At 69.8% G+C, this 14,145-nt stretch carries 13 protein-coding genes; 8 read left to right on the top strand and 5 right to left on the bottom strand.

The genetic code is table 11. From position 1 onward, the window contains the following. Positions 1 to 85 precede the first annotated feature (85 nt). On the top strand, positions 86 to 1,615 hold the full coding sequence (locus TSO352_RS29490; RefSeq protein ID WP_109110598.1) for a sugar ABC transporter ATP-binding protein: 1,530 nt from the start codon (positions 86 to 88) through the stop codon (positions 1,613 to 1,615). Continuing rightward, positions 1,612 to 2,667 carry an ABC transporter permease gene (locus TSO352_RS29485; protein WP_109110597.1) on the top strand — a complete coding sequence of 352 codons (1,056 nt, stop codon included), beginning with the start codon at positions 1,612 to 1,614 and terminating at the stop codon, positions 2,665 to 2,667. The genes TSO352_RS29490 and TSO352_RS29485 overlap by 4 nt, the downstream gene beginning before the upstream one ends. A 24-nt stretch (positions 2,668 to 2,691) precedes the next feature. Here the strand turns inward: TSO352_RS29485 and TSO352_RS29480 are convergent, their stop codons facing one another. Continuing rightward, the gene (locus tag TSO352_RS29480) at positions 2,692 to 3,270 is read right to left on the bottom strand and encodes a TetR/AcrR family transcriptional regulator (RefSeq protein WP_199231742.1); all 579 of its coding nucleotides are present in this window, start codon (positions 3,268 to 3,270) and stop codon (positions 2,692 to 2,694) included. A gap of 159 nt (positions 3,271 to 3,429) precedes the next feature. On the opposite strand from TSO352_RS29480, the gene TSO352_RS29475 reads away from it, so the two are divergent. Continuing rightward, a complete protein-coding gene (locus TSO352_RS29475; RefSeq protein WP_109110595.1) occupies positions 3,430 to 4,017 on the top strand; it encodes a glutathione S-transferase N-terminal domain-containing protein in 588 nt (195 codons plus the stop codon). A gap of 85 nt (positions 4,018 to 4,102) precedes the next feature. Here TSO352_RS29475 and TSO352_RS29470 read toward each other — a convergent pair whose 3' ends face one another. Beyond that, the gene (locus TSO352_RS29470) at positions 4,103 to 4,729 is read right to left on the bottom strand and encodes a GPR1/FUN34/YaaH family transporter (protein WP_109110594.1); all 627 of its coding nucleotides are present in this window, start codon (positions 4,727 to 4,729) and stop codon (positions 4,103 to 4,105) included. Between the two features lie 311 nt (positions 4,730 to 5,040). On the opposite strand from TSO352_RS29470, the gene TSO352_RS29465 reads away from it, so the two are divergent. From TSO352_RS29465 to TSO352_RS29455, 3 genes are read left to right on the top strand one after another with little or no spacing between them, the layout of a single operon-like run. Further along, positions 5,041 to 5,493 (top strand): (2Fe-2S)-binding protein, encoded by a 453-nt coding sequence (locus TSO352_RS29465; protein WP_109110593.1) that lies wholly within the window; start codon positions 5,041 to 5,043, stop codon positions 5,491 to 5,493. 24 nt (positions 5,494 to 5,517) lie between these two features. After that, positions 5,518 to 7,833: a xanthine dehydrogenase family protein molybdopterin-binding subunit gene (locus TSO352_RS29460; RefSeq protein ID WP_109110592.1), complete on the top strand. Its 2,316-nt coding sequence runs from the start codon at positions 5,518 to 5,520 to the stop codon at positions 7,831 to 7,833. A gap of 8 nt (positions 7,834 to 7,841) precedes the next feature. Then, complete coding sequence (locus tag TSO352_RS29455; RefSeq protein ID WP_109110944.1) at positions 7,842 to 9,137, top strand: cytochrome c; 1,296 nt, start codon at positions 7,842 to 7,844, stop codon at positions 9,135 to 9,137. Positions 9,138 to 9,179: 42 nt separating this feature from the next. Here TSO352_RS29455 and TSO352_RS29450 read toward each other — a convergent pair whose 3' ends face one another. Beyond that, entirely contained in the window at positions 9,180 to 10,427 is a 1,248-nt protein-coding gene (locus tag TSO352_RS29450; protein ID WP_109110591.1) for an FAD-dependent oxidoreductase, read from the bottom strand. A gap of 419 nt (positions 10,428 to 10,846) precedes the next feature. On the opposite strand from TSO352_RS29450, the gene TSO352_RS29445 reads away from it, so the two are divergent. Next, a complete protein-coding gene (locus TSO352_RS29445) occupies positions 10,847 to 11,776 on the top strand; it encodes a dihydrodipicolinate synthase family protein (RefSeq protein ID WP_109110590.1) in 930 nt (309 codons plus the stop codon). Between the two features lie 86 nt (positions 11,777 to 11,862). Further along, positions 11,863 to 12,876: a 4-hydroxyproline epimerase gene (locus tag TSO352_RS29440; protein ID WP_109110589.1), complete on the top strand. Its 1,014-nt coding sequence runs from the start codon at positions 11,863 to 11,865 to the stop codon at positions 12,874 to 12,876. Between the two features lie 46 nt (positions 12,877 to 12,922). Here the strand turns inward: TSO352_RS29440 and TSO352_RS29435 are convergent, their stop codons facing one another. Both TSO352_RS29435 and TSO352_RS29430 read right to left on the bottom strand, forming a co-directional pair. Continuing rightward, on the bottom strand, positions 12,923 to 13,630 hold the full coding sequence (locus TSO352_RS29435) for a GntR family transcriptional regulator (protein ID WP_247872502.1): 708 nt from the start codon (positions 13,628 to 13,630) through the stop codon (positions 12,923 to 12,925). A gap of 61 nt (positions 13,631 to 13,691) precedes the next feature. Further along, a partial coding sequence (locus tag TSO352_RS29430) for a glycine betaine ABC transporter substrate-binding protein (RefSeq protein WP_282183907.1) occupies positions 13,692 to 14,145 on the bottom strand: 454 nt, incomplete at its 5' end.

Below are 14,145 nucleotides of genomic sequence, written 5' to 3'. Positions count from 1 at the left end.
CAGCGTGACGTGATCGCCCCCCTTGCGGACCGTCCAACGATCCACAAGGGGGCGGTCCGCAAGGGTCCCCAACCGGAGCGCGCCCATGTCCCCACCCGCCCTGATCCGGACCGTCGCCCTGACCAAGCGCTATCCCGGCGTCACCGCCCTCGACCGGGTCGATTTCGACCTGCGCGCGGGTGAGGTGCATGTGCTGTTCGGGGAGAATGGCGCCGGCAAATCGACCCTGATCTCGCTGCTGGCCGGCGTCTCCGCCCCCAGCGACGGCGAGATCCTGGTGCGCGGCCACCACGCCCGCTTCACCGGCGTCGCCGACGCCCGCGCCGCCGGCATCTCCGCGGTGTTCCAGGAATTCTCGCTGGTGCCGACCCTGACGGTGGCGGAGAACCTGTTCCTGGGCGACGAGCCGCGCGCCGGCCCCTTCCTCGACCGCAAGGCGATGCGGCGCAAGGCCGCCGCCCTGTTCGCCGACCTCGACTTCGCCATCGACCCCGGCCGGCTGGTCGCCACGCTGAGCCGGGCGGAGCAGCAGATGGTCGAGATCGCCAAGGCCCTGCACGGCGAGGTCGGCATCCTGATCCTCGACGAGCCGACGGCGTCGCTCACCGACCGCGAGGTCGACCATCTGTTCGCCGTCATCGCCCGTATGAAGGCGCGCGGCGTCGGCATCATCTACATCTCGCACCGCATGCAGGAGTTTGCCCGCATCGCCGACCGCGTCACCGTGCTGCGCGACGGCCGCTGGGTCGGCACCGTGGCGATGGCCGACACCAGCGAAGCGGCCCTGCTGGAGATGATGGCCGGCCGCGCGATCGCCGAGGTCTATCCGACCATCGCCCGCCACCCCGGCCCGGCCCTGCTGCGGGTCGAGGGGCTGCACGCCTGGGGCGTCCACGGCGTCGATCTGGAACTGCGCCCCGGCGAGGTGCTGGGGGTGGCCGGGCTGGTCGGCTCCGGCAAGTCGCGCAGCTTCCGGGCGCTGATGGGGCTGCTGCCGGTCCATGCCGGGCGGGTGACCCTGAAGGGGGTCGACGTCACCGGCGCCGACACCGGCGCCCTGATGCGGGCCGGCGCCTGCTACGTGCCGCCCGACCGCAAGACCGAGGGGCTGCAACTGGCCTTCACCACCCGCCACAACCTCGCCCAGGGCGTGCTGGCCGGCAGCGGCAGCCGCTTCGGCCTGCTGCCCTGGCGGCGCATCCGCAAGCGTTGCGAGGCGACCGCCGACCGAGTCGAGCTGCCGGTCGCCTATCGCGGCCGTCCGGTGGCGCAGCTGTCCGGCGGCAACCAGCAGAAGACGCTGTTCGGCCGGGCGCTCGGCCGCGATTACGACCTCTACATCTTCGACGAGCCGACCGTCGGCGTCGACATGGGCGCCCGCGCCGCCATCTACCGGCTGATCCGCGAGCTGGCGGAGGCCGGCAAGGCGGTGGTGGTGATCTCCTCCGACCTGCCGGAGGTCATGAACCTCGCCCACCGGCTGCTGGTCTTCGCCCATGGCCGCATCGCCGCCGAGCTGGACGGCGACGGCATCGGCGAGGCCGCCGTCCTCGCGCATTTCTTCGATCCCATCCCCGCGATCCCCACCCCCGACGAAGCGAGACTGCCCGCATGAGCGCCACCTCCTCCGCCGCCCCCGGGCCTGCCGGACCGGCCGGCGTCGTTCCGGCCACCACCTCCGTCCGCCTGCGGGCGATGAGCCGGGCGCTGTTCATCCGGCTGGGCGTGCTGCCCTTCTTCCTGGTCGCCGCGCTGGTCGTCTTCGGGCTTGCGTCCGACAACTTCCTGACGGTGGACAACCTCGTCAACGTGGCGCGGCAGTCGGTCTATCTGGTGCTGGTGTCGCTCGGGCAGATGATGGTGCTGATCACCGGCGGCTTCGATCTGGCGGTCGGGGCGACGGTCGCCCTCACCTCCGTGGTGTCGGCCCTGGTGATGGCGAGCCTGGGCACGGTGCTGCCCGACGCGGTCGCGCCGGTGATCGCCCTGGGGGCGCTGGCCGGCTTCGCCGCGGCGGCGCTGGTCGGTCTGGCCAACGGCGCCGGAGTCGCCTGGTTCGGCGTCTCGCCCTTCATCATGACGCTGGGCGTCAGCTCGGTGGCGGCCGGCGGGTCGCTGTTCCTCACCGGCGGCGTCCCGGTGTCGGGCCTGCCGCCGCAGTTCGCCGACCTGTTCGGCTTCGGCCGCTGGCTCGGCATCCCGGTGCCGGTGCTGGTCGCCGCCGTCGCGATCGCCGTCATCTGGGTGATCATGACCCGCACCCGCACCGGCGCCCATCTCTACGCGGTGGGCGGCAACATCAAGGCGGCGAAGCTGTCGGCCATCAACACGCGGCGCACGCTGATCGTCGCCTATGTCCTGTGCGCGCTGATCGCGGCGCTGACCGGGCTTCTGCTGACCGCCCGCGTCGAATCGGGAGAGGCCAACCTGGGCGGCACCATCGCCCTGGAATCGATCGCCGCCTGCGTCATCGCCGGGGTGTCGCTGCGCGGCGGCATCGGCCGGGTGGAAACCGTGGTGCTGGGCGCCTTCTTCATCGTGCTGGTGCAGAATGGCATGAACCTCGCGCAGATCGGCTCGTACCTGCAGATGGTCCTGCTCGGCGGGCTGCTGATCCTCGCCGTGATCTTCGACCAGCTCCGCTACCGCATGATGATGGGCGCATGATGATGGGCAACTGAGGCGCCGCCGTCACGCCGGTGGCTTCGCCCCGTACCGCAGGCCATCGACCAGCAGCGCCACCATGCGCTGCGTCTGTGCGGTGCCGTCGTCACCGGCGCGCATGCCGAGACGGCCGACCGCGCTGAGCAGGTCGTTCGGATCGACGTCGCCGCGCACCTCTCCGGCGTCGGCCGCCGCGTGGAGCAGCGCCTGAAGCGCCGGCAACAGCCGCTTCTGGAAATATTCGGGCAGCGTGTCGAAGGTCGGGTCGCCGGAATGCAGGGCCGCGGCAAGCCCGCGCTTGGTGGCGATGAAGGAGGCGTAGCGCTGCATCCACTGCGCCAGCGCATCACCGGGCGTCTGTTCGGCCGCGAGTTCGGCCGCGGCATCGGCGCAGGCGTCGATCTCCCGGCGGAAGACGGCGGCGATCAGGTCGGCGCGCTGCGGGAAATGGCGGTAGAGCGTGCCGACGCCGACCCCCGCCCTAGCGGCGATGTCGCGCACCGGCGCGTCCACGCCCGAGGTCGCGAACACCTCCAAGGCCGCTTTCAGCAGAGCGTCCATGTTGCGCTGGGCATCGGCGCGCCCCGCCCGGGGCTTCGCCACCATGCCTTCCGGTTCATCCCCGTGTTCGGCGCGCGGACGGTCCATCTCCGATTTGCCCCTTGCTAAACGGAACATTGTTCCGTATTTCTGTGTGGAACATCGTTCCGGTTTTAACCGACCCGAGGAGCGGTGGCAATGGACCTTCCATCACGGAGCTTGGTCATGATCCTGTACCACCATGCCGGCGCCTGCAGCCTGGCCGACCACATCGCGCTCATCGAAGCGGAGCTTCCCTACCGTCTGGTCAGCGTCGATCGGGACAAGCGCACCGACGACGGGCGCGATTTCCTGGCGATCAATCCACGGGGCTATGTGCCGGCGCTGGAACTCGACGACGGGACGGTGCTGACCGAGAACCTCGCCATCCTCGCCTACATCGCGCACCGGAGCGGCAGGCTGTTGCCGCCGGACGGCATCACGCGCTGGCGTGCGCTGGAGGCCACGTCCTTCATGACCACCGAACTGCACGGCAACTTCAAGCCGTTCTTCTACCCGGACGCCACCCAGGCGGAGAAGGACAAGGCGGCCGGGATGCTGGCCCGGCACTTCGCCTCCATCGCCGGGCAGCTTGGCGACGGTGCCTTCCTGCTGGGGGATCGGATGACGATCGCCGACGCGTATCTGTTCGTCATGCTGATGTGGGCGCCGAAGTCCGGGATCGAGCTGCCCGAGCGGCTGCGGTCCTATTTCGCCCGGATGAAGGAGGTGCCGTCCGTCGCCCGGGCGCTCGCCGAAGAAGGGCTGGCCTGAGGCGGCGGGCGACACGCGCGATCACGGGGGCGGGGCACGCCGCGCCCCCGTCGGGATGCGGTCCGACGACCGCCCAGCGATCCGCTCAGCGCAGGATCGGCTTTCCCATCGGCAGGACATCGCGACCGAAGACGTCGAGGAACACCGCATGGGCCATGCCGTACAGCGCCAGACCGGCACAGCCCATCAGCTCGTACCCGGCGACCACGGTGAATCGGGGGTCGGCGAAATGCGCCAGATCCAGCAGAACAAAGCCGGCGAGCAGCGTCACGAACAACAAACCCAGCACGGCGCTGATCCCCATCGCACCGATGGTCATGATCCCGGTGTAGAGGGTCCAGGCGACCAGATACCAACCGATGTCGGTTTCGGTGACCCTGAACAGGCCGGTCGCATTGCCGATCAGCATCAGCCCCAGGGCGATCCAGAAGCAGCCGTAGGAGGTGAAGGCGCTGTAGCCGAAGTTATTGCCGGCCTTCATTTCCTGCAGGCCGGCGATCATCTGGGCAACGCCGCCGAAGATGAGGCCAAGCCACACCACCGGGCCGATCGCGACCCAGCCGACATTGTGGAACTGCAGGACCAGCGTCGACAGCCCGAAACCCGCGAGCCCGACCACCGCCGGGTTTCCATGTTTGGGATGGGCCGGCGAAACACGCGCGTCGGCCTCGGGGAGCGGGGCCGATTTCGCGACGAGAACAGGGACAGACATTCATCATTCCAGTCTCGCGGGCCGCAACTTAAAACTGCCCGCGGTGAAGATAGAGTTGCAAAGAGCGCGGATCAAAAGCCCGCCCCTGCGCGCAAGGCATTGATATGCCTCAGCCAGGTCGGTGGTAAGACCAGCGGCATAGCAGCGCAGGCCCGCTCGGCGCCCGGGGACGCCGGACGGCCGCCGCACGCGGGCTGACGCAAGCGCACGGAACCAAACACCACCCGCCACCGTTCTGCCCACCAATGGCGGATCGGCGCGACGGAGACGGGGGCGAGCCCCGCTCGCATCCGGGCTGGGCTGGAGGTTCGATGATCACACTCAACGTCAACGGCGAAACCCATCGGGTCGACGTGCCGCCGGACATGCCGCTGCTGTGGGTGCTGCGGGACGTCGTCGGCCTGAACGGCACCAAGTTCGGCTGCGGGATCGCCCAGTGCGGCGCCTGCACCGTTCATCTCGACGGCAAGCCGGTGCGGTCCTGCATCCTGCCGGTCGCCTCCGTCGGGGCGCGGGCGGTCACGACGGTGGAGGCGGTGGGCCAGTCGCCCTCGGGGAAGAAAATCCAGGAGGCGTGGCTGGCGCTGGAGGTCGTCCAGTGCGGCTATTGCCAGTCCGGGCAGGTGATGTCCGCCGCAGCCCTGCTCGCCCGCAACCCCAATCCGTCCGACGCCGACATCGACGCCGCCATGGCGGGCAACATCTGCCGCTGCGGGACCTATTCCCGCATCCGCGCCGCCATCAAGCAGGCGTCGCAAGCCTGACCCTCGCCGCCCGGGACACATGATATGGACAAGCCCACCTACGCCCGCGTCGATGGCGCGACGCTGTCACCGTCGACGCGCCGCCGCTTCCTTCAAGGCGGGGCGCTGCTGATCGCCTTCGCCGCCATGGGCCGCCGCAAGGCGTGGGCGGCGGGGGAGGAACCCAGCCTGCGCATGCTGGGCGCCGGCGACGCCGACAAGGACGGCGCCGCCTTCCAGGGCTTCGCACCCGGCGGTTTCATCCGCATCGGCCGCGACAATTCCATCACCCTGATCGTCCCCAGCGTCGAAATGGGACAGGGCATCTACACCGGCGAAGCGATGCTGATCGCCGAGGAGCTGGAGGTCGGGCTGGACCAGGTGCAGGTCGTGCCCGCCCCGCCGAACGAGGAGCTGTACCAGCAGCCGCTGCTGAAGTCGCAGTCGACCGGCGGCTCCACCTCCATCCGCGGCGCCTGGGTGCCGCTGCGCCAAGCCGGCGCGGCGGCCCGCCAGATGCTGATCGGCGCGGCGGCGGCCCAATGGGGCGTCGACCCGGCGGAATGCGCCGCCCAGCGGGCGATCATCACCCACCGTCCGACCGGACGCACCGCCACCTACGGCGAGGTGGTCGACGGGGCGTCGAGGCTGCCGGTGCCGAAGGATCCGCCGCTGAAGGACCCCAGGGATTTCAAGCTGATCGGCAGGTCGGTGCGGCGGGTCGAAACGCCCAGCAAGGTGAACGGCACCGCCGTCTTCGGCATCGATGTCCAGGTTCCGGGCATGAAGGTCGCCACGGTGACGGCCTGCCCGGTGTTCGGCGGCAAGGTCGCCTCGGTCGACGACCGGGCGGCGCGGGCCGTCCCCGGCGTGCGCGACGTGGTGCGGATCGACAACGCGGTGGCGGTCGTCGGCGACCATTTCTGGGCGGCCAGGAAGGGGCTGGAGGCGCTGGACATCACCTGGGACTACGGACCCAACGCGGGCACGAGCAGCAACGGCATCTGGGCCGACCTGAAGGCCAGGTCGGAAACCGGCCAGCCGGTGCAGGCCCGGCGCGACGGCGACGTGGACGGCGCCATGAAGGCCGCGTCCAAGCGGGTGGAGGCGGTCTACCAATTGCCCTTCCTGGCGCACGCGACGATGGAGCCGATCAACACCACCGTTCACGTCCGCCCCGACGCCTGCGAGATCTGGGTCGGCACCCAGGTGCCGACCGCCGCGCAGGGGCTGGCGGCCAAGGAGGCCGGACTGCCGGTGGAGAAGGTGATCCTGCACAACCACCTGCTCGGCGGCGGCTTCGGCCGGCGGCTGGAGGCGGATTCGATCGGGCAGGCGGTGGCGATCGCCAAGCAGGTCGACTACCCGGTCAAGATCATCTGGACCCGCGAGGAGGACATCCGGCGCGACATCTTCCGCCCCGCCTATTACGACCGCATCGCCGCCGGGCTGGGGCCGGACGGGTTGCCGACGGTGTGGACCGACCGCGTCACCGGCGGCTCCGTCATGGGCCATTACTTCCCCGGCGGGCTGGAGCAGGGCAAGCTGGACGACGACGCGGTGGAAGGGGCGAAGGAGACGCCCTACCGCTTCCCGGCGGTGCAGGTGGACTGGGTCCGCGCCGACCCGCCGGTGCCCATCACTTGGTGGCGCGGCGTCGGTCCGACCCACAACGTGTTCGTGGTCGAGAGCTTCATGGACGAGCTGGCGCACGCCGCCGGCAAGGATCCGGTGGATTACCGCCGCGCGCTGCTTCAACACAACCCGCGCTCGCTGGCCGTGCTGAACCTCGCGGTCGAGAAGGCGGGCTGGGGCAATCCGCTGCCGGGTGGCAGCGGCCGCGGCGTCTCGCTCCATGATTCCTTCGGCAGCCATGTCGCCGTGGTGATCGAGGCGGCGGTGGACCCGGCCGGGCTGATCGGTCTTAAGCGCATCGTCGCCGCCATCGACTGCGGGCTGGCCATCAACCCGGACAGCGTGAAGGCGCAGTTGGAAGGCGGCATCCTCTTCGGGTTGTCGGCGGCGCTCTACAGCGGCATCACCTTCGCCGGCGGTCGGGTCGAGCAGAGCAACTTCCACGACTACCGCAACCTGCGCATCAACGAGACTCCGCCGATCGAGGTCCATGTCGTGCAGAGCGCCGAGGGACCGGGCGGCGTCGGCGAAACCGGCACGGTGTCGGCCGCCCCGGCGCTGGGCAACGCGATCTTCGCCGCCACCGGCAAGCGGCTGCGCAGCCTGCCCTTCCGGCGGGAGGAGCTGCGGTCGCAGGGAAGCGGGCGCGACGTCCTGTCGAAGGGCCCCGCCGGGCGGGAACCGGCTGACAACGACCTGACCCGGCTCGCCCGGACCGGCGAATGAGGATGGCCATGAAGCGCTGGGGACTGTGGTTTCTTGGCCTCGTCGCGGTGATCGTGGTCGCCGCCGCGGCCTTCTTCTTCCTGCCGCACCGGCTGGACGCGGTCGCGTCGCCAGGGCCGGCGGCCGGACCGGACCTGATCGCCCGCGGCGAGTATGTCGCCCAGGCCGCCGACTGCGCCGCCTGCCACAGCGTGCCCGGCGGCAAGCCCTTCGCCGGCGGGCTGCCGTTCACGCTGGGCTTCGGGACCATCTACGCCCCCAACATCACCCCCGACAAGGAAACCGGCATCGGCACCTGGTCGGACGCGGAGTTCGTCCGCGCCATGCGCCACGGCGTCGGCAAGGCCGGCGAGGACCTCTATCCCGCCTTCCCCTACGCCGCCTACGCGCTGATGAGCGACGAGGACATCCTGGCGGTGAAGGCCTACCTGTCGAGCCTGACGCCGGTGCGCGCGCAGGCCCCGGCGAACGACCTGAAGTTCCCCTTCAACCAGCGCTACCTGATGCGCGCCTGGAAGCTGCTGTTTCTGCCCGGCGAGCGGATGACGCCGGATCCCTCCCACCCGCCGGAATGGAACCGCGGCGCCTATCTGGTGGAGGCGCTGGGCCATTGCGGCGAATGCCACACGCCGCGCAACGCCCTGTTCGCGCTGGACCAGGAGCGCAAGTTCGCCGGCGCGGAGGCGGCGGGCTGGAAGGCCTACAACATCAGTTCCGACAAGCAGACAGGCATCGGCGACTGGACCGACCGCCAGTTGACCGACTACCTGTCGAAGGGCCACGCGGAGGGCCGGGGCTCGGCGTCCGGCAGCATGGCGGAGGTGGTGGACCACAGCCTGCGCCACCTGACGCCGGAGGATATCCGGGCGATGGTCGCCTATCTGCGGACGGTCCCGCCGCAGACCTCCGACCTTGCCGCCGCCATCAACCCCAACCCGCCGGCCGCCAAGGCGCCGTCGCCCTACGCGCCGCCGCCCGACGAGAACACGCGGGAGACCGTCGGCCTGAAGCTGTTCCAGGGCGCCTGCGCGAGTTGCCATGGCTGGAACGGCGAGGGCCTGCAGCACTCCCACGCCGGGCTGGCCGGCAGCCAGTCGGTCAACGATCCGAAGGGCACCAACGCGCTGAACGTGATCCTGCACGGCGCGCGCATGGACACGCCCGACGGCGAGGTCTTCATGCCCGGTTTCGCCGCCGGCTACACCGACGTCGAGATCGCCGCGGTCACCAACTACGTGCTCGGCCATTTCGGCGGCAAGCAGGCCGCCGTCAGCCCGGCCGACGTGGCGGCGGCGCGGCGCTGAGGCGGATGGCGGATGGCGGATGGTAGAGCGGCGCGGCTTCGATCAGAAGCCCGTCTTGAAACGGGCCGCCGCGTACGGTTCGGCCGCGATGGGGGGCGGCCGGTCCATGACCATCGCGGCGACCATCTCCGCCGTTGCGGCGGCCTGGGTCAGGCCGTAGTGGCCGTGGCCGAAGGCGTGGATGACCCGGGGACTTGCCGTCGCCCGTCCGATCACCGGCAGGCTGTCGGGCATGGAGGGGCGAAAGCCCATCCAACGGGTTCCGTCCTTGATCGCCAGCCCCGGGATGACCCGTTCCAGCCGCCCCAGCATCGCGTCGACCCGGGCCCAGTTCGGCGGCGCGTCCAGCCCGGCGAATTCGACGTTGCCGCCGATGCGGTCCCCGGTGTCGAGCGGGGTGGTGACGAAGCCATGGCCCTCATACATCACTGGCCGCGACAGGCCGAGCGAACCGGTGGCGACGGTGATGTTGTAGCCGCGCTCGGTGTCGAGCGGGACCCGGTCGCCGACCGATGCCGCCAGCGGCTTCGCCCAGGCCCCGCAGGCGACGACCACGCGGTCGGCCGGCAGGATGCCGCCCCCGTCGGCAAGGCGCAGCCCGACACCGGCTTCCCCCGCGTCGAGGCCGGCAACGGAAGCGACGGTGAAGCGGGCACCGCGGTCCCGCGCCGCGTCAGCCAGGGCTTCGGTGAACTGGCGCGGGTCGCTGATGTGGGCGCCGGTCGGGTAGTGGGCGCCGCCGGCGATGCCCTTGGCGAGGGTCGGCTCCAGTTGGCGGACCATCGCCGGGTCCAACCGTTCCACCGGGATCCCCAGCGCGGCCTGCCGGGCGTGGAGCGCGGCCGACGCGGCGAAATCGGCGGTGTCGGTCCACACGGACAGGATGCCCTTGCGGCGGAGATGATGCCCCAGCCCCAGCGCCTCGAGCCGCTTTTCCCAAGCCGGAAGAGAGGCCGCGTTGAGGGCATGGATCGCCCGTGACCCCGCCGCGATGCGGCTGGGCCGGCTGGCGGCGGCGAAGCGTAGCAGCCAGGGAGCCAGGCGCGGCAGGTAGCGCGGCGCGATCGACAGCGGCCCGAGCGGGTCGAGCACCCAGCGCGGCATGTGCGCCCAGGCTTTCGGCGAGGCCAGCGGCAGAATGTCCATGTGGGCGATCCAGCCCGCGTTGCCGGCCGATGTCCCGGCCGCCGGCCCTTCGCGGTCGATCACCTCGACCTCATGCCCGTCGTCGAGCAGGGCGTGGGCGACGGTGACGCCGATGATACCGGCCCCTACGACGGCGATGCGCATCCTGGTCCTTGCCTTCCGTACCCGTTCAGTCCGCCGGCCTGGGGGCGCCGGCCATGGGCGTTGTCCGCGGGCTGCCCGGCCCGATCGAGAGCGGCGACGCGACCCCGTGCGTCGGCGCGGGGCAAACAATATACAATCCCCGCCGCCGCGTCACCCCCTTGCACCTCGAACCGCCCGTCGGCGGACCAGGGGCTCTTGCGGCTTCAACTGGAACGACGGGGACAAGCCGGTTTCCCAGAGACGTTTGGCGATCACCGCCTCCCCCATGGGAGACGTCGGAAGCCCCTTGACTCCAGGATTGTATAAAATATCCTACCCGAACCGCGCCGGGCTGGCGCCATGCACCGACACCATCCTGTCCCACCCACCCCCGGCGCGGCCTCCATCGCAGGACCGCCCCGCTTCTTCGGAGAGCTTCCATGACTGCCCGCATTTCCTGGGAAGGCGTTTTCCCGGCGGTGACCACCCAGTTCCGCGACGACCTGTCGGTGGACGTCGACGCCACGGCGAAGGTGATCGACGCCCTGATCCGCGACGGCGTGTCCGGCCTGATCATCTGCGGAACGGTGGGCGAGAACACGTCGCTGGCCCGGAACGAGAAGGTCGCCATCATGGAGGCGGCCAAGGCGACGGCCGCCGGGCGCGTGCCGGTGATCTGCGGCATCGCCGAATTCACCACCGCCTTCGCCGCGGACACCGCCCGCGAGGCCGCCCGCGTCGGCGTCGACGGCCTGATGGTCATGCCGGCGCTGGTCTATTCGTCGAAGCCGCATGAGACGGCGGCGCATTTCCGCAGCGTCGCCAAGGCCACCGACCTGCCGGTGATGGTCTACAACAACCCGCCGGTCTACAAGAACGACGTCACCCCCGATATCCTCGCCATGCTGACCGACTGCGACACGGTGGTCTGCTTCAAGGACAGCTCGGGCGACACCCGGCGCTTCATCGACACCCGCAACATGGTGGGCGACCGTTTCGTTCTGTTCGCCGGCCTCGACGACGTCATCGTCGAAAGCGTCGCCATGGGCGCCGTCGGCTGGGTGTCGGGGATGTCGAACGCCTTCCCGCGCGAGGGCGAGACGCTGTTCCGCCTCGCCAAGGCCGGCCGCTTCGCCGAGGCGATGGCGCTGTACGAGTGGTTCATGCCGCTGCTCCACCTCGACGCCCGCCCGGATCTCGTGCAGTGCATCAAGTTGTGCGAGCACATCATGGGTCGCGGCACCTGGCGCACCCGCCCGCCGCGGCTGGAGCTGCTGCCGCACGAGAAGGCGGCGGTCGAGGCGCTGATGACCAAGGCGCTTGCCAACCGGCCCAGCCTTCCGGATGTTGGTCTGGCCGTCACCGCCTGACGCGCAACGGCCGGCCGCGCACCGTTCCCGGTGGCTGCGGCCGGCCCTCCTCTACCCTGATCGCTCATTTCTTCGAGGTCACGTCCATGGCGCGTCACAGCTTCTTCTGCATCGACGGTCATACCTGTGGCAACCCGGTCCGCCTCGTCACCGGCGGGTCGATCCCCACCCTTCGGGGGGCGACCATGTTCGAACGGCGCCAGCATTTTCTCGCCGAGCATGACTGGATCCGCAAGAGCCTGATGTTCGAGCCGCGCGGCCACGACATGATGTCCGGCTCGATCCTCTACCCGCCGACGCGGGAGGATTGCGACGTCGCCATCCTCTTCATCGAGACGTCCGGCTGCCTGCCGATGTGCGGCCACGGCACGATCGGCACCGTCACCATGGCGCTGGAGCACGGCCTGGTCACGCCGCGCCAGCCGGGCCTGCTGCGGCTCGACACGCCGGCCGGGGTGGTCGAGGCGCGCTACGTCCAGAACGGGCCCTATGTGGAAAGCGTGACGCTGACCAACGTGCCGTCCTTCCTGCTCGGGCGCGGCTACGAGGTCGAGGTCGAGGGCTTCGGGATGCTGCGTGTCGACGTCGCGTTCGGCGGCAACTTCTACGCCATCGTCGAGCCGCAGGAGGGCTATGCCGACCTGTCGGACCTTCAGCCATCCGATGTGCTGCGCCTCAGCCCGCGCCTGCGCAGCGCCTTCAACGCCCGGCACCGCATCGTCCACCCGACCAATCCGGCGCTGGACCGGCTGACCCATGTGATGTGGACCGGACGCCCGGTGACGCCGCAGGGCAGCGCCCGCAACGCGGTCTTCTACGGCGACAAGGCGATCGACCGCTCCCCCTGCGGCACCGGCACCTCGGCGCGCATCGCCCAGCTTCACGCGATGGGACGGCTCGCCGTCGGCCAGGATTTCATCCACGAGAGCATCATCGGCTCGACCTTCACCGGCCGGGTGGAAGCGGAAACCACGGTCGGCGACTGGCCCGCCATCATTCCCTCGATCGGCGGCTGGGCGCGCACCACCGGTTTCAACACCATCTTCGTCGACGACCGCGACCCCTTCTGGGAGGGGTTCCAGGTCGCCGACGCCTCGTAGGACAGGGAGCCGGCCGGGGTTGGAGCCTGAGCGGCCGATCCGCCGCTCAGGCCCCCAGCCCGGCCGGCCTCAGCACCTTCAGGAGATCGCCGCGCACCTCCTCGATGTGGGCTTGCAGGAAACGGCATGCCTCGTAGACGGCGCCGCGCCGGCACATCGCGATCAGTTCCGCATGGTCCCGCTCGGCCCGGCCGATGGCGGCGTTGGTCTGACTGAGCTGGACCCGCGTGTAGCGGTCGCTCGTCTGCAACAGTGAAGTCACGATCGCAAGGCTGCGCGGCTGCCGCGCCTTGGCGTAGAGCGCCAGATGAAGTTCCGCGTTCAGGGCGCCCCAACGACCGACGTCGTGCAGCGCGATGGCCGTTTCGAAACGCGCCTGGATCTCATCCAGCTTGGCGAAATCCTCCGCAGTGAAGGCCTGCGCCGACTGGGCCAGCATGCGGGGCTCGAGCAGCGCCCTCAAGTCGAAGACATCGTTGATCTCGTCGAGCGACAGTTCGGACACGATGGCGCCCTTGTGCGGCACGATGCGGACCAGCCCCTCCGCCTCCAACTGGAACAGCGCCTCGCGGACCGGGATGCGGCTGGTCCCATAAAGCTCGGCCAGCGCATCCTGGCGAAGCTGGGTGCCGGCCGCATGGGTGCCGTCGAGGATGGCTTGCCGAACCTGATCAACGATCGCGGCCGACAGGGTGCGGTGCTTCAACGGCTGAGTCATGATGCTGTTGATGTAGCCGAAAACACCTCCCGACACCACAGATCGTTGATTGTATAATGTCGACGGCGCGGGGAGGCACGCCCCCCGCGCCATGCGACTACGACTTGGCGAGGCCCAGCTTGGCCTGGACGGCGGCGAGCCCGTCCTTGCCGTCAACGGTGGTGACGCCTTTCAGCCAGGTCTTCAACGTGTCGGGATTCTTCTTCAGCCACTCGGCCGCCGCGGTGTCCGGCTTCTTGTTGGCGTTCATGATGCCGTCCATCACGGAGTTTTCCATGTCGATCGTGAAGGACAGGTTGGCAAGGAATTTGCCGACGTTCGGACACTCGGTCGCGTAGCCCTTGCGGACGTTGGTGCTGACGGTGGCGCCGCCGAAATTGGGGCCGAACCAGTCGTCGCCGTCGGCCAGATAGGTCATGTCGAAGGACTTGTTCATCGGGTGGGGCGCCCAGCCCAGGAAGACGATGAACTTCTTGGCGCGCACCGCCCGCTTCACCTCGCCCAGCATGCCGGCCTCGCTGGATTCGACCATCTTGAAGTCCTTCAGGCCA

The organism is Azospirillum sp. TSO35-2, from assembly GCF_003116095.1.
In the GTDB taxonomy this organism is placed as follows: Bacteria; Pseudomonadota; Alphaproteobacteria; order Azospirillales; family Azospirillaceae; genus Azospirillum.
The sequence above is the reverse complement of the archived record's forward strand: the minus strand, read 5'-3'. Positions and strand labels throughout refer to the sequence as shown.

What these genes read in the sequence shown, in the direction of transcription:
- TSO352_RS29490 (WP_109110598.1), top strand. Translation starts at nt 86, where the DNA reads ATGTCCCCACCCGCCCTGATCCGGACCGTCGCCCTGACCAAGCGCTAT.
- TSO352_RS29485 (WP_109110597.1), top strand. Translation starts at nt 1,612, where the DNA reads ATGAGCGCCACCTCCTCCGCCGCCCCCGGGCCTGCCGGACCGGCCGGC.
- TSO352_RS29480 (WP_199231742.1), bottom strand. Translation starts at nt 3,270, where the DNA reads ATGGTGGCGAAGCCCCGGGCGGGGCGCGCCGATGCCCAGCGCAACATG.
- TSO352_RS29475 (WP_109110595.1), top strand. Translation starts at nt 3,430, where the DNA reads ATGATCCTGTACCACCATGCCGGCGCCTGCAGCCTGGCCGACCACATC.
- TSO352_RS29470 (WP_109110594.1), bottom strand. Translation starts at nt 4,729, where the DNA reads ATGTCTGTCCCTGTTCTCGTCGCGAAATCGGCCCCGCTCCCCGAGGCC.
- TSO352_RS29465 (WP_109110593.1), top strand. Translation starts at nt 5,041, where the DNA reads ATGATCACACTCAACGTCAACGGCGAAACCCATCGGGTCGACGTGCCG.
- TSO352_RS29460 (WP_109110592.1), top strand. Translation starts at nt 5,518, where the DNA reads ATGGACAAGCCCACCTACGCCCGCGTCGATGGCGCGACGCTGTCACCG.
- TSO352_RS29455 (WP_109110944.1), top strand. Translation starts at nt 7,842, where the DNA reads ATGAAGCGCTGGGGACTGTGGTTTCTTGGCCTCGTCGCGGTGATCGTG.
- TSO352_RS29450 (WP_109110591.1), bottom strand. Translation starts at nt 10,427, where the DNA reads ATGCGCATCGCCGTCGTAGGGGCCGGTATCATCGGCGTCACCGTCGCC.
- TSO352_RS29445 (WP_109110590.1), top strand. Translation starts at nt 10,847, where the DNA reads ATGACTGCCCGCATTTCCTGGGAAGGCGTTTTCCCGGCGGTGACCACC.
- TSO352_RS29440 (WP_109110589.1), top strand. Translation starts at nt 11,863, where the DNA reads ATGGCGCGTCACAGCTTCTTCTGCATCGACGGTCATACCTGTGGCAAC.